This window comes from Streptomyces sp. NPDC058307 (assembly GCF_042880295.1).
Lineage (GTDB): Bacteria > Actinomycetota > Actinomycetes > Streptomycetales > Streptomycetaceae > Streptomyces.
This window is the reverse complement of record NZ_JBHVYZ010000013.1, coordinates 75272-97134: the sequence shown is the minus strand read 5'-3', so window position 1 is coordinate 97134 and position 21863 is coordinate 75272. Positions and strand designations below refer to the sequence as shown.

General features: G+C 71.7%; 20 protein-coding genes. 9 read left to right on the top strand and 11 right to left on the bottom strand.

All coding sequences use genetic code 11. The annotated features are described in order from the left end of the window. Positions 1-14 precede the first annotated feature (14 nt). The 4 genes from ACFVYN_RS12540 to ACFVYN_RS12525 all read left to right on the top strand — a co-directional run bounded on the left by ACFVYN_RS12540 (position 15) and on the right by ACFVYN_RS12525 (position 2362). Positions 15-626, top strand: a complete 612-nt coding sequence (locus ACFVYN_RS12540) for a DsbA family protein (RefSeq protein WP_389996479.1) — start codon at positions 15-17, stop codon at positions 624-626. 37 nt (positions 627-663) lie between these two features. Further along, positions 664-1470 carry an MBL fold metallo-hydrolase gene (locus ACFVYN_RS12535; RefSeq protein ID WP_389996476.1) on the top strand — a complete coding sequence of 269 codons (807 nt, stop codon included), beginning with the start codon at positions 664-666 and terminating at the stop codon, positions 1468-1470. 2 nt (positions 1471-1472) lie between these two features. Next, positions 1473-1883, top strand: a complete 411-nt coding sequence (locus ACFVYN_RS12530; protein WP_389996473.1) for a nuclear transport factor 2 family protein — start codon at positions 1473-1475, stop codon at positions 1881-1883. A gap of 125 nt (positions 1884-2008) precedes the next feature. Beyond that, positions 2009-2362 carry a VOC family protein gene (locus ACFVYN_RS12525; protein ID WP_389996470.1) on the top strand — a complete coding sequence of 118 codons (354 nt, stop codon included), beginning with the start codon at positions 2009-2011 and terminating at the stop codon, positions 2360-2362. 18 nt (positions 2363-2380) lie between these two features. Here the strand turns inward: ACFVYN_RS12525 and ACFVYN_RS12520 are convergent, their stop codons facing one another. From ACFVYN_RS12520 to ACFVYN_RS12495, 6 genes are all read right to left on the bottom strand, one after another. Further along, positions 2381-3475, bottom strand: coding sequence for an ABC transporter substrate-binding protein (locus tag ACFVYN_RS12520; RefSeq protein ID WP_389996467.1), 1095 nt, complete (start codon positions 3473-3475; stop codon positions 2381-2383). A 39-nt stretch (positions 3476-3514) separates the two neighbouring features. Continuing rightward, entirely contained in the window at positions 3515-4966 is a 1452-nt protein-coding gene (locus ACFVYN_RS12515; RefSeq protein ID WP_389996464.1) for a GH1 family beta-glucosidase, read from the bottom strand. A 133-nt stretch (positions 4967-5099) separates the two neighbouring features. Further along, positions 5100-6116, bottom strand: coding sequence for a LacI family DNA-binding transcriptional regulator (locus ACFVYN_RS12510; protein WP_389996461.1), 1017 nt, complete (start codon positions 6114-6116; stop codon positions 5100-5102). 160 nt (positions 6117-6276) lie between these two features. Next, a complete protein-coding gene (locus tag ACFVYN_RS12505; protein WP_389996459.1) occupies positions 6277-7935 on the bottom strand; it encodes an NAD-dependent malic enzyme in 1659 nt (552 codons plus the stop codon). 119 nt (positions 7936-8054) lie between these two features. After that, positions 8055-9707 carry an amidohydrolase gene (locus ACFVYN_RS12500; protein WP_389996456.1) on the bottom strand — a complete coding sequence of 551 codons (1653 nt, stop codon included), beginning with the start codon at positions 9705-9707 and terminating at the stop codon, positions 8055-8057. Between the two features lie 22 nt (positions 9708-9729). Then, positions 9730-11235 carry an APC family permease gene (locus ACFVYN_RS12495; RefSeq protein ID WP_389996453.1) on the bottom strand — a complete coding sequence of 502 codons (1506 nt, stop codon included), beginning with the start codon at positions 11233-11235 and terminating at the stop codon, positions 9730-9732. A gap of 199 nt (positions 11236-11434) precedes the next feature. Here ACFVYN_RS12495 and ACFVYN_RS12490 point away from each other — a divergent pair, with 199 nt between their 5' ends. Then, positions 11435-12127: a TetR/AcrR family transcriptional regulator gene (locus ACFVYN_RS12490; protein ID WP_389996450.1), complete on the top strand. Its 693-nt coding sequence runs from the start codon at positions 11435-11437 to the stop codon at positions 12125-12127. Between the two features lie 496 nt (positions 12128-12623). Here the strand turns inward: ACFVYN_RS12490 and ACFVYN_RS12485 are convergent, their stop codons facing one another. Further along, positions 12624-12746 (bottom strand): hypothetical protein, encoded by a 123-nt coding sequence (locus ACFVYN_RS12485; protein ID WP_389996447.1) that lies wholly within the window; start codon positions 12744-12746, stop codon positions 12624-12626. 34 nt (positions 12747-12780) lie between these two features. Here ACFVYN_RS12485 and ACFVYN_RS12480 point away from each other — a divergent pair, with 34 nt between their 5' ends. After that, on the top strand, positions 12781-14307 hold the full coding sequence (locus ACFVYN_RS12480; protein WP_389996444.1) for a hypothetical protein: 1527 nt from the start codon (positions 12781-12783) through the stop codon (positions 14305-14307). 25 nt (positions 14308-14332) lie between these two features. On the opposite strand, the gene ACFVYN_RS12475 is transcribed toward ACFVYN_RS12480, so the two are convergent. From ACFVYN_RS12475 to pgm, 3 genes are all read right to left on the bottom strand, one after another. Continuing rightward, on the bottom strand, positions 14333-15454 hold the full coding sequence (locus tag ACFVYN_RS12475; RefSeq protein ID WP_389996442.1) for an SGNH/GDSL hydrolase family protein: 1122 nt from the start codon (positions 15452-15454) through the stop codon (positions 14333-14335). Between the two features lie 286 nt (positions 15455-15740). After that, positions 15741-16640 carry an amidohydrolase family protein gene (locus tag ACFVYN_RS12470; protein WP_389996439.1) on the bottom strand — a complete coding sequence of 300 codons (900 nt, stop codon included), beginning with the start codon at positions 16638-16640 and terminating at the stop codon, positions 15741-15743. 6 nt (positions 16641-16646) lie between these two features. Next, positions 16647-18287 carry a phosphoglucomutase (alpha-D-glucose-1,6-bisphosphate-dependent) gene (pgm, locus tag ACFVYN_RS12465; RefSeq protein WP_389996436.1) on the bottom strand — a complete coding sequence of 547 codons (1641 nt, stop codon included), beginning with the start codon at positions 18285-18287 and terminating at the stop codon, positions 16647-16649. Positions 18288-18658: 371 nt separating this feature from the next. Between pgm and ACFVYN_RS12460 the strand changes: the two genes are divergently transcribed. Both ACFVYN_RS12460 and ACFVYN_RS12455 read left to right on the top strand, forming a co-directional pair. After that, positions 18659-18925, top strand: coding sequence for a hypothetical protein (locus tag ACFVYN_RS12460; RefSeq protein WP_389996433.1), 267 nt, complete (start codon positions 18659-18661; stop codon positions 18923-18925). 402 nt (positions 18926-19327) lie between these two features. Further along, entirely contained in the window at positions 19328-19702 is a 375-nt protein-coding gene (locus tag ACFVYN_RS12455) for an STAS domain-containing protein (protein ID WP_389996430.1), read from the top strand. A 19-nt stretch (positions 19703-19721) separates the two neighbouring features. Here the strand turns inward: ACFVYN_RS12455 and ACFVYN_RS12450 are convergent, their stop codons facing one another. Further along, positions 19722-20900 carry a PP2C family protein-serine/threonine phosphatase gene (locus ACFVYN_RS12450; protein WP_389996427.1) on the bottom strand — a complete coding sequence of 393 codons (1179 nt, stop codon included), beginning with the start codon at positions 20898-20900 and terminating at the stop codon, positions 19722-19724. Positions 20901-21072: 172 nt separating this feature from the next. Here ACFVYN_RS12450 and ACFVYN_RS12445 point away from each other — a divergent pair, with 172 nt between their 5' ends. Further along, positions 21073-21834, top strand: coding sequence for a ZIP family metal transporter (locus ACFVYN_RS12445; RefSeq protein ID WP_389996423.1), 762 nt, complete (start codon positions 21073-21075; stop codon positions 21832-21834). Positions 21835-21863: the final 29 nt, after the last annotated feature.

Below are 21863 nucleotides of genomic sequence, written 5' to 3'. Positions count from 1 at the left end.
CCCCGAGGTCCTCGATGAAGCTCGTCTACGTCTTCGACGCCTACTGCGGCTGGTCCCACGGTTTCTCGGCCACGCTGCGCGAGGTCGTCTCCCGGCATCCCGAACTGCCGGTCGAGGTCGTCTCCGGCGGCCTGTTCACCGGCGGCCGCCGGGTCCCGGTCCGTGAGTTCGGCTACGTCCAGGGGGCCAACGCCCAGATCGCGGAGCTGACCGGCGCCGAGTTCGGCGAGGCCTACGAGCGGCTCATCGCCGACGGCTCGTTCGTCATGGACTCCGAGGCCGCCGCCCGCGGCGTGGCCGCACTGCGCCGCACCGCTCCCGAGCGCGCGGTGGAACTGGCCACCGACCTCCAGACGGCCTTCTACGTCGACGGCCTGAGCCTGTCCGACCCGGCCACCTACCGGAAGCTGGCCACGGCCGCCGGACTGGACCCCGAGACCGTGGTCACCGCATTCGAGGCACCCGGCGCGCGGACGGCGGCCCAGGCGGACTTCCGCCGCTCCGCCGAGCTGGGTGTCACCGGTTTCCCCACCCTGCTCGCCCTCGACGGCGAGCGTGCCGTCCCGCTGGCCCGCGGCCGCGCCACCGCCGACGAGATCGACCGGCGGCTCGCGAGCCTCTCCTGACCCCGTCACCCCCTCTCCGAGAGCTAGGAGCCCTTTCATGAGCGCCCTCGACTTCAAGGTCCTCGACCTCGACTTCCCCGCCGGCAGCAAGAACAAGACGGCCACCCTCGTCACCGGCGAGCAGGAGGCCCTGCTGGTGGACGCCGCTTTCACCCGCGCCGACGGGCACCGCCTGGCCGCCGAGATCCTCGACTCCGGCAAGAAGCTCACCACCGTCTTCGTCTCCCACGCCGACCCCGACTTCTACTTCGGCGCCGAGGTGATCGCCGACGCCTTCCCGGAGGCGACGTTCGTCGCGACCCCGATCGTCATCGAGCACATCCAGCACTCCTACGAGGGCAAGCTCAAGGCCTGGGCGGCGCTGGGCCCGAACCTGCCCACCCGCCTGGTCGACCTCGAACCGCTCACCGGCGACCTCAGCCTGGAAGGCCACCGCTTCGAGCTCAAGGGCGGCCCGGCCGGCCTTCCCGACCGCCACTACCTGTGGCAGGCCGAGTCCCGCGCCCTGCTCGGCGGCGTCCTGCTCTTCCAGCAGGAGCACGTCTGGGTGGCCGACACCGCCACCCCCGAGTCCCGCGCCGCCTGGATCGACCTGCTCGACGAGATGGCCGCCCTCCAGCCCCAGCTCGTCGTCCCCGGTCACCGCCTGCCCGGCACCCCCGCCGACGCCTCCGCCATCACCGCCACCCGCGAGTACCTCCTCGCCTTCGAGGAGGAGCTCGCCAAGGCCGCCGACGGCGCCGCGCTCACCGAGGCCCTCGTCAAGCGCTACCCCGACAACGGCATGCTGATCGCCGCCCAGATCGGTGCGAAGGTCGCCAAGGGCGAGATGAAGTGGGGCTGACCATGAGCGAGTTCACCACCTCCACCGCCCCCGCCGACGTCGTACGGCGTCAGTACCTGGCCTCCGCCGCCGGAGACCTCGAAGCCCTGCGCGCCACCCTCGCACCCGACGTGGAGTGGACCGAGATGGCCGGCTTCCCCCTGGCCGGCACCTATCGCACCCCCGACGGGGTCACGTCGAACGTGATGGAGCGGCTCGGCAAGGACTGGGACGGCTGGACCGCCCACGACGACACCTACGTCGTCGACGGCGAGAACGTCGTCGTCCTCGCCCGCTACACCGCGGCCAACAAGGCCACGGGCAAGCGGATCAACGTGCGGGTCGCGCACCATTTCGTCGTACGGGGCGGGCTGATCGTGCGTTTCGAACAGTTCGTCGACACGGCCCTCGTCCGTGATGCCATGACGGTCTGAAGCCGCGGCGGCGAGGCAGGCGGCAGGTCACCCGGCGCGGACACCGGTGACGTGCCGCCACCCCGCTGCCCCACGGTTCCGGCGTTGCCGGGCCGCCGGCCCGCTCTCCTGGCAGGATGGCCGGCATGGAACGTGTGCTGGGAATCGGCGGATACTTCCTCAGGGCCGAGGACCCCGTGGCCCTGAGCGCCTGGTACCGCGACTGCCTGGGCCTGGAGGCCGACGAGAGCGGTCTGTGGCGGCAGGAAGCCGGGCCGACGGTGTTCGCGACGTTCGAGTCCGGGACCGCCTACTTCGGGTCCCGCGCCCAGCAGACCATGCTCAACTTCCGGGTCCGGGACCTGGACGCGATGCTCGCGCAGCTGCGCGCCGCCGGAGCGGACGTGGCCGCGGAGACCCAGGACATGGACGGCGTCGGCCGATTCGGCTGGGTCACCGACCCGGAGGGGCATCGCATCGAGCTGTGGCAGCCCGCCTGACCGGCCGAACCCTGGCCCTCAGCCGGTATGCCGGATCCGGAAGCGGCCGGGCTGCGACGGATCCCGGTCGACGATCCGGACCGGTGTCCGGTCCCACTGCCAGACGCTGACGCCGGGCACGCGGGAGAACCGGATCGGCCCGCGGGTGCCTTCGACCGCCACGCGCGGCCAGGCCGCGGCGATGTCCGCCCGGCCCGTCCCGTGCGAGCGCAGCACCTCGGCGAGGACGGCGATGGTGTCGTAGCCCTCGAAGGCCACGAAGGAGGGCGCCGCGCCCAACCGCTCGCGCAGGGCGGTCTCCACCCGTGCGCCGAGTGGGCCGAGGCGCTCGGGCAGATAGCGCAGGAACGGGATTCCGGCGCCGTCGTCGCCCAGCAGGGTCGCCCATGCGGCGAACTCGGGTTGCCCGGCCGGAGCGCCGATCATGAGCTCGGCGAGGCGCTGGTCACGGCGGACGGATCCGACGATCGACACGGCCGGCTCGGGGAAGCCGGCAAGGAGCAGGAGGGCCGTCGCCCGCTGGTCCACGAGCTGGTCGCAGACGTCCTCGGGGGTGAGTGCCCGGGCGTCGAGCTCGATGACGGTTGCGCCGTGCGGAGCGAGGTGGTCGCGCAGGATGCGGGTCCCCGCCGCCCAGTAGACGCTCGGTTCGGTCGCCACGGCGATACGGCGGTGCCCCGCTCCGAGGAGGAAGTCCGCGTAGAGCCGCCAGCCGTGGGACTGCGGTGGGGCCAGTCGCGCCACCCATTCGGTCGGTTGCTCGGTCAGCGTGTCGAGAACCGCCGACGAGCAGAGAAAGGGCAGGCGGAGGGCGTCGGCCGTGGTGGCGGCGGTGCGGGCGACGACGCTGTGGTACTCCCCCGCCACGGCGGCCACGCCGAGCTGGGCCAGTTCCTCCACGGCCGCCGCGGCCCGTTGCGGATCGGCCGCGGTGTCCCTCACCAGCAGCTTGAGGGGTCTTCCGCCGATCCCGCCGGCGTCGTTGACGTCACCGACGGCCAGTTCCAGGCCGGCCAGCAGGTGCCGGCCCGCCTCGACCCAACCGGGCGGCGTCAGGGGAACGAGAGCGCCGATCTGGACCGGCCGTGCCGCCGGACGCGCCTGGGTGATCATGCCGACATTGCACCCGTCCCCTCGCCCGCGGGCAACTCCTCAACGGCCCCGTTCGGGCTGCTCCGTGGTTCCGGGAGGCGGGATGCTGCCCGTCGTCGCCAGTTCCCGGTACCACAGGGCGCTGTCCTTGAGTGTGCGGCGCTGGGTCTCGTAGTCGACGTGGACGATGCCGAAGCGCTTCGAATAGCCGTACCCCCACTCGAAGTTGTCCATCAGCGACCACACGAAGTACCCGCGCAGATCGACGCCGGCGGCGAGCGCCCGGTGCGCGGCGACGAAGTGCCGGTGGAGGTAGTCGACGCGCTCCGGGTCGTGCACGGCACGGCTGCCGTCGGCGCGGGTGGTGACGTGGTCCTCGAAGGCGGCGCCGTTCTCGGTGACGACCAGCGGCTGGTCCGGGAACCGGGCATGCAGGTCCAGGAGGAGCTCTTCGAGTCCGTCGGGGTCGATGTTCCAGCCCATGGCGGTGTGCGGGCCCTTCTGCGCCACGAACTCGACCTGCGGGGAGCCGGGCCAGGGTGAGCCGCCCATGTCCTTGTGACCGTCGTTGTTCTGACGCTCCGTCGCGCCGTCCCACAGTCGCACCCGGGTGGTGGCGTAGTAGTTGACGCCGAGCAGGTCCAGGGGCTGGTGGATCCGGGCGAGGTCACCGTCCTCGACGAACGACCAGTCCGTGACGGCCGCGGTGTCCTCCAGGAGGTCCTGCGGGTAGTGGCCGCGCAACAGGGGTTCGGTGAAGGCGCGGTTGGCCAGCGCGTCGATGCGGCGTACGGCCTCCTCGGCGCCGTCCCCCTCGCCGCGCAGGACATGGAAGTTGAGGGTGACCGAGTACTGCGGATCGTTGGTGGTGACCTCCCTGAGCTGCTGGACCGCCAAGCCGTGGGCGAGGTTGAGGTGGTGGACCGCGCTCAGCGCCGCGGCGCCGTCGCTGCGGCCGGGAGCGTGGGCACCGGCGCCGTAGCCGAGGTAGGCGGAGCACCAGGGCTCGTTCAGCGTGGTCCAGATCGCCACCCGGTCGCCGAGGGCTTCGCCGACGACTCGGGCGTAGTCGGCGAAGGCGAAGGCGGTCTCGCGGTTCGTCCAGCCGCCCTCGTCCTCGAGGGCCTGCGGCAGGTCCCAGTGGTACAGGGTCGCGACGGGAGCGATGTCCCGCTGGAGCAGACCGTCGACCAGCCGGCTGTAGAAGTCCAGCCCCTTGGGATTGGCCGGGCCCCGGCCGGTGGGCTGGATGCGCGGCCAGGCGATGGAGAACCGGTAGGCCTTCAGGCCCAGGGACGCCATGAGGTCGAGGTCCTCGTCGAGGCGGTGGTAGTGGTCGGCGGCCACGTCACCGGTGTCGCCGTTCCACGTCTTGCCCGGCGTGTGGGAGTAGGTGTCCCAGATGGAGGGACCGCGCCCGTCCTCGTCGGCGGCGCCCTCGATCTGGTAGGCGGCGGTCGCGGAGCCGAGGAGGAAGTGCGCGGGGAAGGACAGGGGCTGGGCTGTCGACATGCGGGTCGCTTTCCGATGAGGGCCAGGGGGCTGTACCGGAACAACGGTGATGTTAACGTTAACAAGCTGTCAAGGCCTCGCCCCAGGTCAATCCCGTGCCCGCCCAGGTCCGCCTCGGACTACGGGACGTGCTTCAGGAATCCGCGCGGGGTACGGCCGTGCTGTGCCGTACGACGAGTCGCGGTGTGAGCTTCTGCCGCTGCGCCGGTTCCCCGCCCACCCTGCGCGCCAACAGCTCGATGGCGCTTCTTCCGAGGTGGGCGAAGTCCTGGCGGACCGTGGTCAGGGCGGGTACCAGATATCCGGCGCCCTTCATGTCGTCGAAGCCGACCACCGACACGTCCTGCGGCACCTTCACACCGCGTTCGGCGAAGGCGGCCAGCACACCCATGGCCATCTGGTCATTGCCCGCGAAGACGGCGGTGGGCAGGGCACTGTCGGCGTCGCAGAGCGCGTGGGCCAGGCGGAACCCGCTCTCCGCGCCGAAGTCGCCCTCCAGCAGGGCCCCTTCGGCTGCCGCGGCGGTGAGTTCGGCCCGCCAGCCCTCGACGCGGGCCCGGGCGTCGAAGGTGCGCAGCGCGCCCGTGAGGTGGGCGATGTTCCGGTGTCCGAGGTCGAGGAGGTGCCGGACCGCGAGCCGGGCGCCGAGTTCCTGGTCGACCTCGACGAAGCTCAGCTCGGGGTCGGGCGCGTTGCCGGACATCACCACCGCCACCGGCACCCCTAGGGCGAGGCCGGACAGCGCCTCCACCGTGTCGGGCCGGTCGGCGACGACCGCGATCGCCTCCACCGACTGGTCGGTGAGCCGTTGCAGGGTCTCCATGAGGTCACCGGTGGTGCTCTCGCCCTGCCGGCTGGCCAGGCTCACCCAGTAACCGGCCTGCTTGGCGGCCGTCTCCACGCCGAGGAGGATGCGTGGCAGCTCGAAAAGTTCCGATCCGACGATCACCACGCCGATCGTCGAGGAACGACGGCTCTTGAGGGCCCTGGCGACGCTGTTGCGACGGTATCCCAGCTTCTGGATCGCCGCCTCGACCCGGGCCCGGGTCTCCGGCCGGACCGACGGATGGTCGTTGACGACACGGGAGACGGTGATGTGCGAGACGCCGGCCTCCCGGGCCACGTCCATCATGCCTGGCGGCCGGTCCATGTCACTCGTCCTCTGCCTCGACCCCAGCAGGCGGCCCACGCCCTCCGCCGATCCTGCCACAGGCGGTGGGCCGCCTCCTCGACTCGGCGGCGCCTCCAGGGGAACGCCTCGGCGCCCCGCCTGTCGGTGGCGCAGGCCCGTTTCGCCGAGCCGGTGAGTCTCAGGACGTGTACCGCGGTGTCCACTGGGCCTCGGCGATCGCGTCGCGCAGTTCGGCCTCCGTCGCCTCGGGGGCGACGCCGTCCTCGACGGCGGCCCGGGCCACCGCGAGCGCGATCTCGCGGGCCGCGTCCCGCATGCTCGCCAGCGGGGGCAGGAGCGGGGTGGCGTCGTCGGTGCCGGCCCGTACCGCGCAGTCGCCCACGGCCCTGGCCGCCGCCACCATCATGCGGTCGGTGACCCGGGTGGCCCGGCAGGCGGTGACCGCCAGGCCGACCGCGGGGAAGACATAGACGTTGTTGGCCTGCGCGACCGGCACCTCGCGGCCGTCCACCTTCAGCGGCGGGAAGGGTGATCCGGCGGCGATCAGGGCCCTGCCGTCGGTCCAGCGGGCGAGGTCGGCGGGTTCGGCCTCGGCGTTCGAGGTCGGGTTGGACAGCGGCAGGATCACCGGCCGGTCGCAGGAGTCGGCCATCGTCCGAACGATCTGTTCGGTGAAGGCGCCGTGCGCGGTGGACAGTCCGATCAGCACGGTCGGCTTCACCTGGTCGACGACCCGGCCGAGGTCGGGCGCGTCCCCGCCCCACTGTCGTACCTCCTCGTCGTCGCGGGCGTAGACGCGCTGCTCGGGGGTGAGGTCGGTGCGGGAGCTCACCAGCAGGCCGTCGACGTCGACGAACCAGAACCGGCCGGCCGCCTCCTCTTCGGACAAGCCCTCCTCCACGAGTGCGGTACGGATCATGTCGGCGACCCCGATCGCCGCGGATCCCGCGCCCAGGACCACGAGCCGGTGGTCGGTCAGGGACGTTCCGGCGACCTTCGTCGCAGTGCTCAGCGCGCCGAGTGCCACGGCCGCGGTGCCCTGGATGTCGTCGTTGAAGGTGAGCAGCCGGTCCTGGTAGCGGGTGAGGATCGGGCGGGCGTGGGCGGTGGCGAAGTCCTCCCACTGGAGCAGGGTGCCGGGGAGTTCGGCCTCCACGGCGGAGACGAACGCCTCGATCATCTCGTCGTAGGCGTCGCCGGTGACGCGGTGCTGCCTGCGGCCGAGGTAGTGCTCACCGGCCAGCAACTCCTCGTTGTCGGTGCCGACGTCGAGGAGGATCGGCAGGGTGCGGGCGGGGTGGATGCCGCCGATGGCGGTGTAGAGGCTGAGCTTGCCGATGGGGATGCCCATGCCGCCGACGCCCTGGTCGCCCAGGCCCAGGATGCGCTGGCCGTCGGTGACGACGATGACGTCGACCTCGCCGCCCGGGCGGTTGCGCAGGATCTCCCGGAAGCGGTGCCGGTCCTCGTAGGTCAGGAACAGACCGCGCGGCCTGCGGTAGATCTCGCTGAAGCGCCGGCAGGCCTCACCGACCGTCGGGGTGTAGACGACCGGCAGCATCTCCTCCAGATGGCGGGTGAGCAGGCCGTAGAAGAGCACCTCGTTGGTGTCCTGGAGCTGGCGCAGGTAGATGTGCCGGTTCAGCGTTTTGTCGTAGCCGAGGAACGCCGCGTAAGCACGGTCCGCCTGCTCCTGGAGCGTCTCCGTCGCCGGTGGCAGCAGCCCGTCGAGGCCGAGGTCGGCGCGTTCCTCGGGACTGAAGGCGGTCCCCTTGTTGAGCAGGGGGTCGGCGAGCAGGGCGGTTCCCCGGACACGGTCGGAGCTGGGTGTTGCCATGGTGTTCCTCGGTTCGAAGGACAGCAGGGACGGTTTCGGCGTGCACAACTCCCCCCGTCCGCATCCCTACTGCCCCGTCCCCCGATGTCGAAATCACCCGACGTCACCCGATGGGCGGATCAGGCGTCCCCCGCCGCGTGGACGCGCCGCCCTTCGACGAAGGTCTGCAGGACGCGCGTGGCGGCGATCTCCTCGGGCGGGCCCGCGAAGGGGTCGCGGTCGAGGACGACGAGGTCGGCCGACTTCCCCACGGCGATGGTGCCGGTGGTGTCGTCGAGGTGGTTCACGTAGGCGCTGCCCGCCGTGTACGCGGCGATGGCGGCGCCCAGGTCGAGGCGCTGCCCCGGGAGGAACTCCGGGGTGCCCTCGGGGGCGTCCGGGGCGATCCGGTTGACGGCGACATGGATGGCCTGGAGCGGGTCGGGGCTGCTGACCGGCCAGTCGCTGCCGGCGGCCAGGGTCACGCCCGCGCGCAGCAGGTCGCCGAAGGGGTACTGCCGTGCGCCGCGTTCGTCGCCGAGGAAGGGCAGGGTCAGTTCGTCCATCTGGGGTTCGTGGGCGGCCCACAGCATCTGGAGGTTGGCGCTCGCGCCCAGGGCACGGAACCGGGGGATGTCGTGCGGGTGCACGACCTGGAGGTGGGCCAGGTGGTGCCGGGTGTCGCGCCGGCCGTTGGCCGTGCGGGCGGACTCCACGGCGTCCAGCGCCTCGCGCACCGCGCGGTCGCCGAGCGCGTGGAAGTGGACCTGGAAGCCGGAGGCGTCCAGCTCGGTGACGTACTTCTTCAGGTCGTCCGGCTCGACGAAGCTGATGCCGCTGTTGTCCGAGGAGCAGCCGCAGCCGGTCAGATAGGGGTCGAGCATCGCGGCGGTGTGGTTCTCCGCGATGCCGTCCTGCATGACCTTCACGGTGCCGGCCCGGAACCGGCCCCGGTTCAACTCCTCGCGTCGGGCCATGAGTTCGGGGATCTGTTCGGCGCCCCGTTCGCGGTCCCACCACAAGGCGCCGACGACCCGCGCGGTGAGCAGGCCCCGGTCGAGAGCCGCGAGGTAGGTGGGTGCCGGGTCGGTCATGTTGGCGTAGGCGCCGACGATGGCGTCCTGCCAGGCGGTGACACCGTACGAGTGCAGCACGGCCTGCGCCCGCAGGAGGGCCGTGAGCTGGGCCTCCGCGGTGGGGTCCGGAACCAGCCTTCCCACCAGGTGGACGGCGCCCTCCTGGAGCATGCCGGTGGGGTTGCCGTCGGCGTCGCGTTCGATCCGGCCGTCGGCGGGGTCCGGCGTGCGGGCGTCGATGCCCGCGCGTTCCAGGGCGCGGCTGTTGACCCAGGCGCCGTGGTGGTCGCGGTTGGGCAGGAACACGGGCCGGTCGGGGACGACCGCGTCGAGGGCCGCGGCGGTCGGCGCCCCGCCGGGGAACGCCTCCAGGGACCAGCCGCCGCCGGTGATCCACTCGACGTCCCGGTGCTGATCGGCGTACGCCCTGATCCGGCGCAGGTACTCCGCCGGGTTGACGGTGTCGGCGAGGTGGCACAGGCCTAGTTCGAGGCCCGCGCCCTGCGGGTGGACATGGGCGTCCTGGAAGCCCGGCAGGAGCAACTTCCCCGCCAGGTCGACGACTTCGGTGCGCGGGCCGATCAGCTCGTGCACCTCGTCGTGGCCCACGGCGGCGATCCGCCCGTCGCGCACGGCCACGGCGGTGGCGCGGCTGCGGGCGGCATCGACGGTGTGCACGGGACCGCCGGTGAGGACGAGGTCCGCGGTGTGTGACATGGGAGTGGGCTCCAGAGGAAGGTCAGACCGCCGTGCGGTCCATCGGCAGGGTCAGGGACTCGGCGTCGGTGCCGCGCCCCGTGGTGAAGTACGGGGAGTGCCGCACGTACTTGGCGACGGCGGCCATGGCGAGGCCCGCGAGGACGATCACGGCGGGCAGCGAGAACATGAACCAGCCGTTGTCCGGGCTGAGTTCGAAGTGGTCGCTCATGGTCAGGTACGAGTATCCGAGGTAGCCGCCGAGGCCCAACAGGATCAGGCCGGACACGGCGGGCACGCCGATGGCGAGCAGCGCCTCCCGTGCTCCTTCGTGACGCGCGGAGCGGAACCGTACGGCGCAGGCGAGCGCGGTGAGGCCGTAGTAGAGGGCGACGAGGAGGCCGATGGCGTTGACGGCGGCCAGCAGCATGTCGCTCAGCTTGGGAATCGCCACGGCGAGCAGGGCGACCACCGCGGCGATGGCCATCACGACGACCGTGCCGGCGGCGGGGGTGCCGTAGCGCGGGTGGACGCGGGTCCACACCGGTCCCATCGTGCGGTCGCGGCTCATCGCGAACAGGCCGCGTGCCGTGGGGATCAGGGTGGCCTGCACGGAGGCGACCGCGGAGAACATCAGCGCGACCAGGGGGAGGGTGGCCCAGGGTTCGGCGGCCAGTTTCTCGCCGAGGTACGGCAGGGCCTGGGGGCCGTTCCTGACGAGTTCGGCCAGGCTCATCTCCCGCTGGAAGGCGACCGAGGCGAAGAGGAACAGGCCGAGCATCGCGAAGAGGGCGATGAGGCCGCCGCGGGCCGCGTCGCCCGGGCTCCTCGTCTCCTCGTTGACGCTGAAGGCCGCGTCCCAGCCCCAGAAGAAGAACACCGCGAGGACCATTCCCTGGGCGAAGGCGGTGCCGCTGGAGATCTCGAAGGGGTTGAACCAGGACAGCGAGAGGGCGTGGTCGCCGGTGATCAGGGCCCAGCCGCAGAAGGCCAGCAGGACTGTGTACTCGAAGACCAGGAGGGCGAACTGGAAGCGGGTGGCGGCCCGCACCCCGGTGACGGCGAGCGCGGTGAGGGCGAGGAGGATCACCAGTCCGATCGCGGTGGTGACACCGGTGGACGTCGGGTCGAGGGCGATGCCGGCGACGCTGTGCAGTCCGGCCTTGTTGGCGAAGGCCAGGACGACCGAGCCCATGATCGCGCTGGTGTAGGCGCAGAAGATGACCGAGCCGACCAGGGTGACCCAGCCGGTCAGGAAGCCGGGCCAGGGGCCGAGGGACTTGCCGACCCAGACGTAGCCGTTGCCGCAGTTCGGCTCCGAGCGGTTCAGGCGGGCGTAGGCGGTGGCGATGCCGAGGACCGGCAGGAAGGCCAGGAGCAGCAGGGCCGGGGCCTGGAGGCCCACGATCGTCGCGATCGTGCCCATGCCGATGGCGATGCTGGTGGTGGCCGCGGTGCTGGACGCGGCGATGGCCACGCCGTCGACGACGCCGAGGGAGCGGCGCAGATTCGGACTCGGTGCCGGGGAGAGGGGAGGTGCGGAGGACATGGAGGGCTCCTCGGGGACGGGAGACGGGGAAGAGCCGCGCGGTGAGGTGATGGAACAGCCGAGGTCCACATTGGGTCAACCCTGTTGACGTAAGGCGGCGGGGGTCGTTCACTGAGGGCCCGGGTCATTCACTGAGGGCCCGGGTCGGTCACCGAGTGCCTGGGTCGTTCAGCGAGGGCCCCGGCGAGAGGATCCGCTCATGTCCAGCCGTGTCCCGGCGGAGCGCCGGCGTCGGCGGCCCACCCGCTCCGGAGTCCTGCTGTCCGAGGGCCTGATCGTCGAGACCGCGCTGCGGCTGATCGGCGAGCACGGTTCCGAGGCGCTGAGCGTGCGCCGGCTCGGCGCGGCGCTGGGCTGCGACCCGACCGCCCTGTACCGCTACTTCCACGACACCGACGACCTGGTGCTCGCCATCGCGGACCGGATCATCGGCGACGCGATGGCGGGATTCGTCCCCGGTGACGACTGGGTGGCCTCGCTGCGCGAGATGGCCCTGCGGGTCCGCGCCGGATATCTCGCCCATCCGCGGGCGGCCGCCCTGGCAGCGCACCGGGTGACCCGTCGCAGGAGCGAGATCCGGGCGGTCGACACGGGGATCGGCCTGCTGCTGACCGCCGGCTTCGCACCGGCCGCCGCGGCACGTCTGTATCTGGCCTTCATCGACACCGTGCTGAGCCACGCGGCCGCCGACGCGGCCTTCCAGGCGCTCCCCCGGCAGCAGCGCGAGGCCGACCGGCGGGCGTGGCGGGAGGTCTACCAGGCCTTGGACCCGGTGACGTACCCGGCGCTCACCGCGGTACGCCGCGAGCTGCCGGGGATGGCGGACAGCTCGTTCGAGGAGGCGGTGGACCTGCTCCTCGATGCGCTGGCGGCGCGGGCGCCGGCGCGGTGAGCGCCCACAAGGGGTGCGTCACCCGGATGAGTTCTTCCGTACGTTCCCTGGGGCGGCGGTTGGCCGGAGTGGCTGGACGGTAGCAACGCCGAGTTCGCACACCTGTCCACAGGGGGGAACTCGCTATGTGATCGGCGATTCCTCGCTGGCGGGCGGCGACTGACGCGGGCTCGTCCATGACCTGCGCACCCACCGCACGCAGACCATCGGCACCTTCGGCGGCAGTGACAGCCATGTCGCCGCCATCAGCGGCGGCCTCGTGGTGGGCAGCGCCAGGACACCCGGCAACCAGAACACCCACGCCTACGCATACGACCCCGCACCCGCGTCCTGACCGAAGTCGACTCCCGGTGGGCCCGGACGGGACCAGCACCGCAGCCGGGACCTCGGAGGGCCGGTACGTCGCGGGGACCTGGGACTAGCCCGACACGCCGTTCGCGGGCGGCCACGCCTACGTCCACGACCTGCGCACCCGGGCCTGGACCGATCTGAGCACCTACGACAACGGCGTCTCCAGCAAGGTCACCTCGATCACCGGCCACACGGTCGTCGGCACCTTCCAGCCGAAGCCGGACGGCTCCTCCGGGACACCTCCGGAGCGCGGCTTCGCGTACGACATCCGCAGCGGGGTCTGGTCCGACCTCGGCCCCGAGATGTCCTACCGCCCGGTCGTCACCGGGCACACCGTGCTGGCGACCACGCGCCCCGGTGCGTACGCCTACGACCTCCGCTCCGGGACCCTGTCCGCGTTCGGCCCCGGACCCGGACGGACCTACATCAACGGCGTGGCCGGAAAGTACGCCGCCAGCGACATCAATCCCGGGCCCTTCGCCTACGTCTACCGGGTCGACACCGGCGAGTTCACGCTCCTGCCCGCCGTCGGAGGCGTCCACTCCACGGCGTCCGACGTCTACCGGCAGGGTGCCGCGGTCGGCAACGGCGCGACGGCGTCGACCGACCCCGCGAGCCCCGACGGCGTGTATCACGCCACCCTCTGGACGCTCCGGCGCGGCTGGCCCTTGCTGGGCTTCCTGAGGTGGGCCGATGTGCTGTGCGGCACATCGGCCCACATGGGAAGCCACCCAGGAGCCGGGGGCGCATGCCAGACAAGTGGCTCGAATACGACGTACGTCCCCCATGCCCACCGCACCCCTCGGACATCTGCGCAGGAGCATCACACAGGCTGCACACCGCCTTTCGAAAGCCTCGCTACTTTTGCCTCGGCTCGATCCTCCGTGCGAACGAGACCGGCCACGGCCATCGGGCCGATGGTGCAGTCGACTCAGGAAGACCAGATGGACTACTGCTCCTCGTGCCGTCGGCATCTCAACGGCGCCCTGGCGTGTCCCGGATGCGGCGCCTACGCCCCGGACATCGCTCCCCCCGCCCACCTCTACGCGACGACGGGCACGGCGTCAGCGGCGTGGGACGAAGCACCCAAGTGGCACGACGCGGGCCTCCCCGAGGAGCCGGCTGCCAGCACCGACCCCGGCGTCCCGTCCGAGGACGTGGCGGACGCACCCGTGGTGGCGGAGGGGCGGGCGGCACGCCGGCGTCAGCGGGTCCGCTGGAAGAAGAACCAGCGCAAGGCCGTGGTCGCGACCGCCGTCGCCCTCGTCGGTGGCGGTCTGACCGTCACCGCGATGAGCCAGCAGTCCAACACCCGCGACCAGGCGGCCGCCGCGCCGGACAACCGGTCCATGGGCGTGGCGGAGCTGCCCACCTCGGACGACGCCCTCCCGGCGGCGACGCCCGCCACGGCACAGCAGGCGTCGACGACCACCCCCACCACGAAGGTCGGCTCGCACCGGCGGACAGTCGGCTCGGGGTCGACCACGACCCGGTCGTCGGTCCACACCGACTCCGCCACCGCCCCCACACCCACGGCGACGACCGCCTCGCGCTCGCAGTCCCAGGGGACGCGCTCGACGTCGGTCGCGGCCGGCACCAAGACCGGCGGCACGAGCGGTACGACCACGACGACCACGGGCACCACGGGCACGACGACGCAGACCTCCTCCTCGTCCACCGCCGGCACGACCACCACGAACACGAACACGGGCACGAGCACCAGCACCAGCACCAGCGGTGACAGCTCGACGACTTCACAGACGGGCACGTCGTCGTCCGCGACCGACCCCTCGGGACTGTGCGTGCTCAACCTGCTCTGCATCAGCTGAACACCGGACCTGCCTGCCAGACCCGCTACCAGGACAGCGGAAGCGTGGCGAGGTGCTCGTCCAGCAGGCCCGAGATGATGCGGTGGTCCCGCACGGAGGGGTGCCAGTCGCAGCCGAGGTGATCCAGGGCGGCGTCGTCGTAGTACCAGTGGCCGACCCGCTCGTCGCCCCGCGCGTTGCGGGTCCGGGCGATCCTTTCGACGGTCTCGGCGAAGGGACTGGAGCCCAGACCGGTGGCGCTGACGACGAGGAACGTCCTGGGGCCGTAGCGGGCGCGCAGCTTGTCGAGGAAGCCGTGGTAGGCGGACTCGTAGGCAGTGACGAGTTCGGCCTCCGTGCCCCAACGCTCGCCCGGATTCAAGGGTGTTGAGAAGTCGTTCAGGCCCAGCCCGATGACGACGACCTGCGGCCGCCAGTCGGCCGGCTTCCGCCAGACGTCCCCCTCCACGCTCAGCAGGGCACGGTCGTAGTAGGTGCGGAAGTCGGTGCCGGGGCTGCTGCCGTTGTAGTTGCGGACCATGCCACGGCCGGAGAAGGCGTTGATCTGGTAGTCGGCGCCGAGGTGCCGGGCGGTGAGGGCGCCGAAGGAGAGGTCGGAGTCGGTGTTCCGGTCGACTCCCCCGTTGGTCGAACAGTCACGGGTGCCGGAGAGATTGCCGTAGCCCGCGGTGTAGGAGTCTCCGATGAACTCGATCTGCCTGCGCCGGGCCGGGGGCGCGGCGAGGATCGCGCCGCCCGCAGCGGCGACGAAGCCGCCGAACCTGCCTTCGCTCCAGGGGCTTTCGGTGCGTTTGACGAGGCATACGCGGTGCTCGGTGTCGGAGAGTCCCCTGACCCAGGCGGTGGTCCGGCCCGGGGTCACGAGGGTGGCCGCGGTCCTGCCGTCCACCTGGACGTCGTAGTCGTTGACGGAGTCGTCGAGGAGGACGCCGACACCGGTGCCGCGGAACCGGGCCTCGAAGTAGATGCCGGGCCAGCTGTACCGCACGAACCCGTCGGCGGCGGCTTTGACCCGGCCCACCGTGTGGAACCGGAACGAGGCGGCGCCGGACGCCCGCGAGGGGGCGGCGACGGCGGCGACCAGGCCGGCGGCGGTGGCGGTCACCAGGGTTCTGCGGGATAAGCGACGGGGCGAAGGGGGCTGCATCTGGCCATCCTTGGCTGGTCGGGGACGGTCGGGGACGGTCGGTCGGGATGCGGTGGCCAGCCCCGGAATGCTCCGTACGGCCCGTACGGCCCGTACGGCACGGGAGCGCTCCCACATCCCTGGCGTTGTCCAACGTGACCGCACCACGCGTGTCCGTCAACCCCTGTGGCATGAGTCCGGATCTTCGGGGTAGCAGGATCGATGCTTACCCGGGGGAAGGGCCGTCGCACCTGGGGAGGTCGAGGCGGCCCTTCCCCCACCCCTCGGCCCGTGCGCGCCGGCGCCGCTACAGGTCGAACAGGCTTCTCGCGTTGTCGTGGCACACGGCCCGCAGCCACTCCGGTCCGAGGTCCAGGCGTTCCAGGGCCTGGAGCTGGTGCAGGTAAGGGTAGGGGATGCTGGGGAAGTCGGAGCCGAGCAGGACGCGGTCGCCGAGCGCGGCGAGCCGGGGCAGGGCGCGGCGCGGGAACGGCATGAAGCCCTCGGTGAAGTCGGTGAACGCCATAGTCGTGTCCAGCCGCACCTCGTCGTACCGCTCGGCGAGGTCGAGGAACTCCTCGTACTCGGGCATGCCCATGTGCGCGACGATCAGCCGCAGCCTCGGGTGGCGGGCCAGCACCCGCGCGACGGGCTCGGGGCCGGTGTGCTTGCCGGGCGCGGGCCCGGAGCCGCAGTGGATCACCACGGGGACCTCCGCCTCGGCCAGCAGCCCCCAGGCCCGGTCGAGGAGTTCGTCGGCCGGGTCGTACCCGCCCACCTGGACGTGCGCCTTGAACACCCGCGCCCCTGCCTCGACGGCCTCGCGGACGTAGGTCTCGACGTCGGGCTCGGGGTAGAGGGTGGCGGTGTGCAGACAGTCGGGGGTGCGGTGGGCGAAGTCGGCCGCCCATCCGTTCAGCCACCGGGCCATGGCGGGTTTGTGGGGGTAGAGCATCGCGGTGAAGGCCCTGACCCCGAACTCCCGCAGCAGGGCCGTTCTCTCCGCCTCCTCCTTCCGGTACGTGATCGGCCACTCCAGTCCGCCCGTCAGCGGCCCGACACCGTCGAAGTACTCCCAGACCTTGTGCAGGACCCGCTCGGGCATGAAGTGGGTGTGGACGTCGATCAGGCCCGGCAGACCGAGCCCGCGCCAGAAGCGGCGGATCTCGCCGGCTTCCTCGTTCGACGCCCCGTCGCGCTCGTCCATGCCGGGTCAGGCGCCCAGCGCCGACAGCACCACGGACCTGGCCTCCTCCTGGACCCGGCTCAGATGGTCGGGGCCGAGGAACGACTCCCCGTAGATCTTGTAGACGTCCTCGGTACCGGAGGGGCGGGCCGCGAACCAGGCGTTGGCGGTGGCCACCTTGATGCCGCCGAGCGCGGCGCCGTTGCCGGGCGCCTCGGTGAGGACCTGGGTGACCGGCTCTCCGGCGAGGGTGTCGGCGGTGACCTGGCTCGGGGACAGCTTGGCGAGCAGGGCCTTCTCCTCGCGGGAGGCCGGGGCGTCCACGCGCGCGTAGGCGGGGGAACCGAAGCGGTCGGTGAGCGCGGCGTAGTGCTGCGAGGGGCTCTTGCCGGTGACCGCCGTGATCTCGGAGGCGAGCAGCGCCAGGATGATGCCGTCCTTGTCGGTGGTCCACACCGAGCCGTCGCGGCGCAGGAAGGACGCGCCGGCCGACTCCTCGCCGCCGAAGCCGATCGTGCCGTCGGACAGGCCGTCCACGAACCACTTGAAGCCGACGGGGACCTCGACCAGCGTGCGGCCGAGGTCAGCGGCGACCCGGTCGATCATGCTGGACGACACCAGGGTCTTGCCGATCCCGGCCCCCGCGGGCCACTGGTCCCGGTGCGAGAACAGGTACGAGATGGCCACGGCCAGGTAGTGGTTCGGGTTCATCAGGCCCGCGTCCGGTGTGACGATGCCGTGCCGGTCGGCGTCGGCGTCGTTGCCGGTGGCGATGTCGAACCGGTCGCGCTGCTCGATGAGCGAGGCCATGGCGTAGGGCGACGAGCAGTCCATGCGGATCTTGCCGTCCCAGTCGAGCGTCATGAAGCGCCAGGTGGGATCAGTGAGCGGATTGACCACCGTCAGGTCGAGTCCGTGCTGTTCGGCGATCCGGCCCCAGTAGGCGACCGCGGCGCCGCCCAGCGGGTCGGCGCCGATGCGCACGCCGGCGGACCGGATCGCCTCCAGGTCCAGCACGTTCGGAAGGTCGGCCACGTAGGCGCCGAGGAAGTCGTGGCGGCCGGTACCGGGGGCGGTCAGGGCGCGGGCGTAGGGGATGCGCCGTACGTCCTTCAGGCCGCCGGTGATGATCTCGTTGGCGCGGTCCTGGATCCAGGAGGTCGCCTCGGATCCCGCGGGGCCGCCGTTCGGCGGGTTGTACTTGAAGCCGCCGTCGGCGGGCGGGTTGTGCGAGGGGGTGACCACGACTCCGTCGGCGAGTGCCGAGGTCCGGTGCCGGTTGTGGGTCAGGATGGCGTGCGAGACGGCCGGGGTGGGCGTGTAGCCGTCGGCCTGGTCGATGAGGACGGTCACGTCGTTGGCCGCGAACACCTCCAGCGCCGTGGCCCGGGCGGGCTCGGACAGGGCGTGGGTGTCGGCGCCCAGGAAGAGGGGGCCGTCGGTGCCCTGGGCGGCGCGGTACTCGCAGATGGCCTGGCTGGTGGCGGCGATGTGGTCCTCGTTGAAGGCCGCCGCGAGGGACGAACCGCGGTGTCCCGAGGTGCCGAAGGCCACCCGCTGCCCGGGTTCGGCCGGGTCGGGGTGCAGCGTGTAGTACGCCGTGACCAGACGGGCCACGTCGATGAGGTCCTCGGGCCCGGCGACCTGCCCAGCTCGCGCGTTCTGCATGTGCCCGCTCCTCCGCAAGGGTCGACCGTTGGGTACGGGGCCCATTCTCCCCTGCCGGGGCGTCCGGGACGCATGTGGGGCGCGGTTCCGTTCTCACAACTGCCCGCAAAGCGGCTGGCGGCGGGGGTTCAACGGCACCCATGATGCGTAGCAGCAGCCCTTCCGCCGTCGCCGTCGCCGCTGTGGTCGCCTGCGCGTCCGCCGTTCTCGTGTCGTGTTCCTCGAACTCCTCCGGCGGGTCGGCCTCCGACTCCGAGAAGACGCCCACGGCGTCGTCCACACCGCCGCCCTCGCCGCCGTCGCCGTCGCCGTCGCCGACCGGACCGTGTGCTGACGGCACGTGTGAGATCAAGGTCGCCGTGGGAGACGCCGTGAGCGTGCCGGAGGCGTACGGCCTCGGGCCGATCAAGGTGACGGGGATCGCGGGCGGCAAGGTCGACATGGTCACCCGGCTGACCGGGTCCGGCTTCAGCGTCTCGGGGTGTTCCGGTGGTGGCGGCGTGTCGTCGGAGGGCGGGGGCGGGGTCACCCTCAGCTGCGAGGAAGAGCCCGCCGCGACCATCAACAGCGCCATGAGCCTCAAGGTCGTCGACATCCTCGATGCGGCCGCCGTCCTCCGCATCGAACCCGCCGGGTGAGGTACGGCCCTCCCCTCGCGCCAGGGCCGTGACGGCGTACTTCCTCAACGCCCTCGTGGTGTGTCGCGCGCGGTGCGACGCGGGCTCCCCCGTCGGCGGCCGGGCGAGGACGGCCCAGGTCAGGTACACCGACAGGGGCGACCCGGTGAGCAATGGCGCTCCAGGGGTGAGGGGCCAGGGGTGCGGGGGTGCGGGTGTGTGCGGGTGTGCTCAGAAACCGTTTTCACGGAGCGGTGGTCGACAATCACCGGGCGGGGGCGGTGCGTCCGTCGTCTCCCGAGAGGGCGAGGCCGACGGACGGGTGATGTCCGGCACAGACGCCCTGGTGCGACCGGCCCGGACGGTGCGGCACAATCGTCCGCGGACGCTGCTCCCCAGCAGCCCAGGTTCAGATGAGGAACGGTGACCGACATATCGCCAACAGGCCGACCCGGACAGCTGTCCATCGCGCACTCCGCGGTCGACGGCATCCGCGTGGTGACCCTGCGCGGAGAGATCGACCACGACGGCAAGGACGCGCTGACCGCGGCGCTGCTGCCCGAGGACGGCGCCGACCACGGTCCGGCACCGCGTGTCGTGGCGGACCTCAGCGGCGTGACCTTCCTGGACTCCACCGGCATCAACGTCTTCGTCCACGTCCACCACCAGGTGAGCGCGGCTCACGGATGGCTGCGCCTGGCGGCCGCGCGGGAGTCGGTGATGCGGGTCCTCGAACTCGTCGGCCTGGACACCGTCATCCCCTGCCATCCCACGCTCGAGCAGGCCCTGAACCCCTGACACACGAGGGTCACCGCGTTCACGGCCCCGGTCGGCGGCGGCGATCACCGTGCCAGTCCAGTATCAGGACCGTGGCGTCGTCTCTGAGGCTGCCATGGCAGGCATCGAGGACCGCGGCGGTCAGGGCCCGGACGGCTTCTCTCGGATGCAGCGCGCCGGTGTCGTGGATGACCGAGGCCAGGTCGGCCGTCGCGGCACCGCGTTCCAGCATGCCGTCGGTGAGCAGGATCAGGCGGTCCCCGGGGCGCAGTTGCAGTTGCTGGAGCTGGAAGGAGGCGGGTGCGGCCACTCCGAACGGCAGATTGACGGCGAGCCTGACCTCTTCGACAACGCCGTCACGCAGCCGCAGCGGCCAGGGATGGCCGGCGTTGACCAGTTCGCACAGGCCCGTTTCCAGGTCGACGCAGAGCAACTGCCCGGTGGCCAGCCCACGGCTGTGGTTCAGCAGGGCCTGATGGGCGTCGTCGGCCTGTTCCAGGGCGTCGCAGCCGCTGCGCCGGGACCGCCGCAGCGCACCGACCAGGAGGGTGGCCAGCAGCGCCGAGTTCGTGTCGTGCCCCATCGCGTCGGTGATGGACAGATGCAGGGTGTCGCGGTCGAGGGTGTAGTCGTAGGTGTCGCCACCGATGTCGTCGGCCGGCACCAGCCCGGCGGCGAGGGTGAACTGCTCCGCCTCGCAGCAGGGGGCCGAGGGCAGCAGCTGGTGCTGGATCTCCGCGGCCAGGCTGGTCTCGGTGGTGCGCCGGCCCAGGTGGTACAGGTCGGTGAAGCGCCCGTCCGTGACGATGATGTAGGCCAGCGCGTGCGCCGCCTCGCGGACCTGCCTCAGCACGGTGTCGTCCGCGCTCTGCAGGCTCACCTCCAGTACGCCGATGCAGTCGCCGCGGTTGGTGACCGGCGTGATGACGCGCCGTCCGCCCTGGCCGTCCGGTTCCACATGCTGGCGCTGGCTGCGCAACACCTCGTCGTAGACACTGCCCTGCAGGTCGACCGGCTCGGCCTGATCCGTGCCGTCATCGGCGCCGGCCGCGGCGAGCCGTACCAGCCGCTGGCCGATGAGGTCGACGAAGAGGAACGACACGCGCTCCGCGCCGAACCGCTTCTGCAGGTCGCGGGCCACCACGTCGACGGACTCACCGGGCGGGGCCGCTTCCGCAGCGGCCAGCAATTCGCCCAGTTCCAGATCTCCACCCTCCACAGCAACCTCCCATCGGTTGCCGCAACTTCTTCCCCGCATCTTCGCGCCTTCACCTGATACAGGCATCTTGGCTGGTCAAAGGTGTCGGGATGGCCGGCACAGGGTGTTCGTCGTCCGTACGACCGTGCTGGTCGCCTGTTGATCCACATCCATACCGGGTAGACGCGTCAGCATGGCTGAAGTGGTACAAGCTGGACTGTGGGGGCTGGTGGCGGGCTCGGCGCTGCTGCTCGGTGCCGCGCTGGGATACGGGCTGCGGGTGCCGCAGAAGGTGATCGCGACCGTGATGGCCTTCGGTGCCGGGGTGCTGTTGTCGGCGGTCTCCTTCGAGCTGGTCGGTGAGGCGTACGACGAGGCGGGCCTCACTCCCGCCGCCGTCGGCACCCTCGTCGGCGCCCTGGCCTACACCGCGGGCAACGTGTGGCTGGCCCGCCGGGGTGCCCGGCACCGCAAGCGCTCCGGTCACGCGCAGTCGGCGGCACAGCCCTCGGAGGCCCAGCAGGGCGGCTCGGGGATGGCGCTCGCCCTCGGCGCGCTGCTCGACGGCGTGCCGGAGTCCGCGGTGATCGGCGTCAGCCTGCTCGACGGCGGCGCGGTCAGCCTGGTGACCGTGGCGGCGGTGTTCATCAGCAACGTGCCCGAGGGACTGTCCAGTTCGGCGGGGATGAAGAAGGCGGGCCGCACCAAGGGGTACGTCTTCGGCGTCTGGGCCGCGATCGCCGCCGCGAGCACCGTCTCGGCCGTCCTCGGCTACACCGTGGTCGGCTCCCTCTCCCCCGCGTGGATCGCCGCGGTGACCGCCGTGGCGGCCGGCGCGATCCTCGCCATGGTCGCCGACACGATGATCCCCGAGGCGTTCGAGGACGCCCACCTGGCCATCGGCCTGATCACCGTGAGCGGCTTCCTGGTCTCCTTCGCCCTCTCGCACGTCTGACCAGGGGGTCGGACGCTGCCGTGTGTGGC

What these genes read in the sequence shown, in the direction of transcription:
- ACFVYN_RS12500 (WP_389996456.1), bottom strand. Translation starts at nt 9,707, where the DNA reads ATGTCACACACCGCGGACCTCGTCCTCACCGGCGGTCCCGTGCACACC.
- ACFVYN_RS12490 (WP_389996450.1), top strand. Translation starts at nt 11,435, where the DNA reads ATGTCCAGCCGTGTCCCGGCGGAGCGCCGGCGTCGGCGGCCCACCCGC.
- ACFVYN_RS12495 (WP_389996453.1), bottom strand. Translation starts at nt 11,235, where the DNA reads ATGTCCTCCGCACCTCCCCTCTCCCCGGCACCGAGTCCGAATCTGCGC.
- ACFVYN_RS12520 (WP_389996467.1), bottom strand. Translation starts at nt 3,475, where the DNA reads ATGATCACCCAGGCGCGTCCGGCGGCACGGCCGGTCCAGATCGGCGCT.
- ACFVYN_RS12445 (WP_389996423.1), top strand. Translation starts at nt 21,073, where the DNA reads ATGGCTGAAGTGGTACAAGCTGGACTGTGGGGGCTGGTGGCGGGCTCG.
- ACFVYN_RS12540 (WP_389996479.1), top strand. Translation starts at nt 15, where the DNA reads ATGAAGCTCGTCTACGTCTTCGACGCCTACTGCGGCTGGTCCCACGGT.
- ACFVYN_RS12535 (WP_389996476.1), top strand. Translation starts at nt 664, where the DNA reads ATGAGCGCCCTCGACTTCAAGGTCCTCGACCTCGACTTCCCCGCCGGC.
- pgm (WP_389996436.1), bottom strand. Translation starts at nt 18,287, where the DNA reads ATGCAGAACGCGCGAGCTGGGCAGGTCGCCGGGCCCGAGGACCTCATC.
- ACFVYN_RS12480 (WP_389996444.1), top strand. Translation starts at nt 12,781, where the DNA reads ATGTCCTACCGCCCGGTCGTCACCGGGCACACCGTGCTGGCGACCACG.
- ACFVYN_RS12470 (WP_389996439.1), bottom strand. Translation starts at nt 16,640, where the DNA reads ATGGACGAGCGCGACGGGGCGTCGAACGAGGAAGCCGGCGAGATCCGC.
- ACFVYN_RS12485 (WP_389996447.1), bottom strand. Translation starts at nt 12,746, where the DNA reads ATGTCGTACGCGAAGCCGCGCTCCGGAGGTGTCCCGGAGGAGCCGTCC.
- ACFVYN_RS12505 (WP_389996459.1), bottom strand. Translation starts at nt 7,935, where the DNA reads ATGGCAACACCCAGCTCCGACCGTGTCCGGGGAACCGCCCTGCTCGCC.
- ACFVYN_RS12515 (WP_389996464.1), bottom strand. Translation starts at nt 4,966, where the DNA reads ATGTCGACAGCCCAGCCCCTGTCCTTCCCCGCGCACTTCCTCCTCGGC.
- ACFVYN_RS12510 (WP_389996461.1), bottom strand. Translation starts at nt 6,116, where the DNA reads ATGGACCGGCCGCCAGGCATGATGGACGTGGCCCGGGAGGCCGGCGTC.
- ACFVYN_RS12475 (WP_389996442.1), bottom strand. Translation starts at nt 15,454, where the DNA reads ATGCAGCCCCCTTCGCCCCGTCGCTTATCCCGCAGAACCCTGGTGACC.
- ACFVYN_RS12525 (WP_389996470.1), top strand. Translation starts at nt 2,009, where the DNA reads ATGGAACGTGTGCTGGGAATCGGCGGATACTTCCTCAGGGCCGAGGAC.
- ACFVYN_RS12530 (WP_389996473.1), top strand. Translation starts at nt 1,473, where the DNA reads ATGAGCGAGTTCACCACCTCCACCGCCCCCGCCGACGTCGTACGGCGT.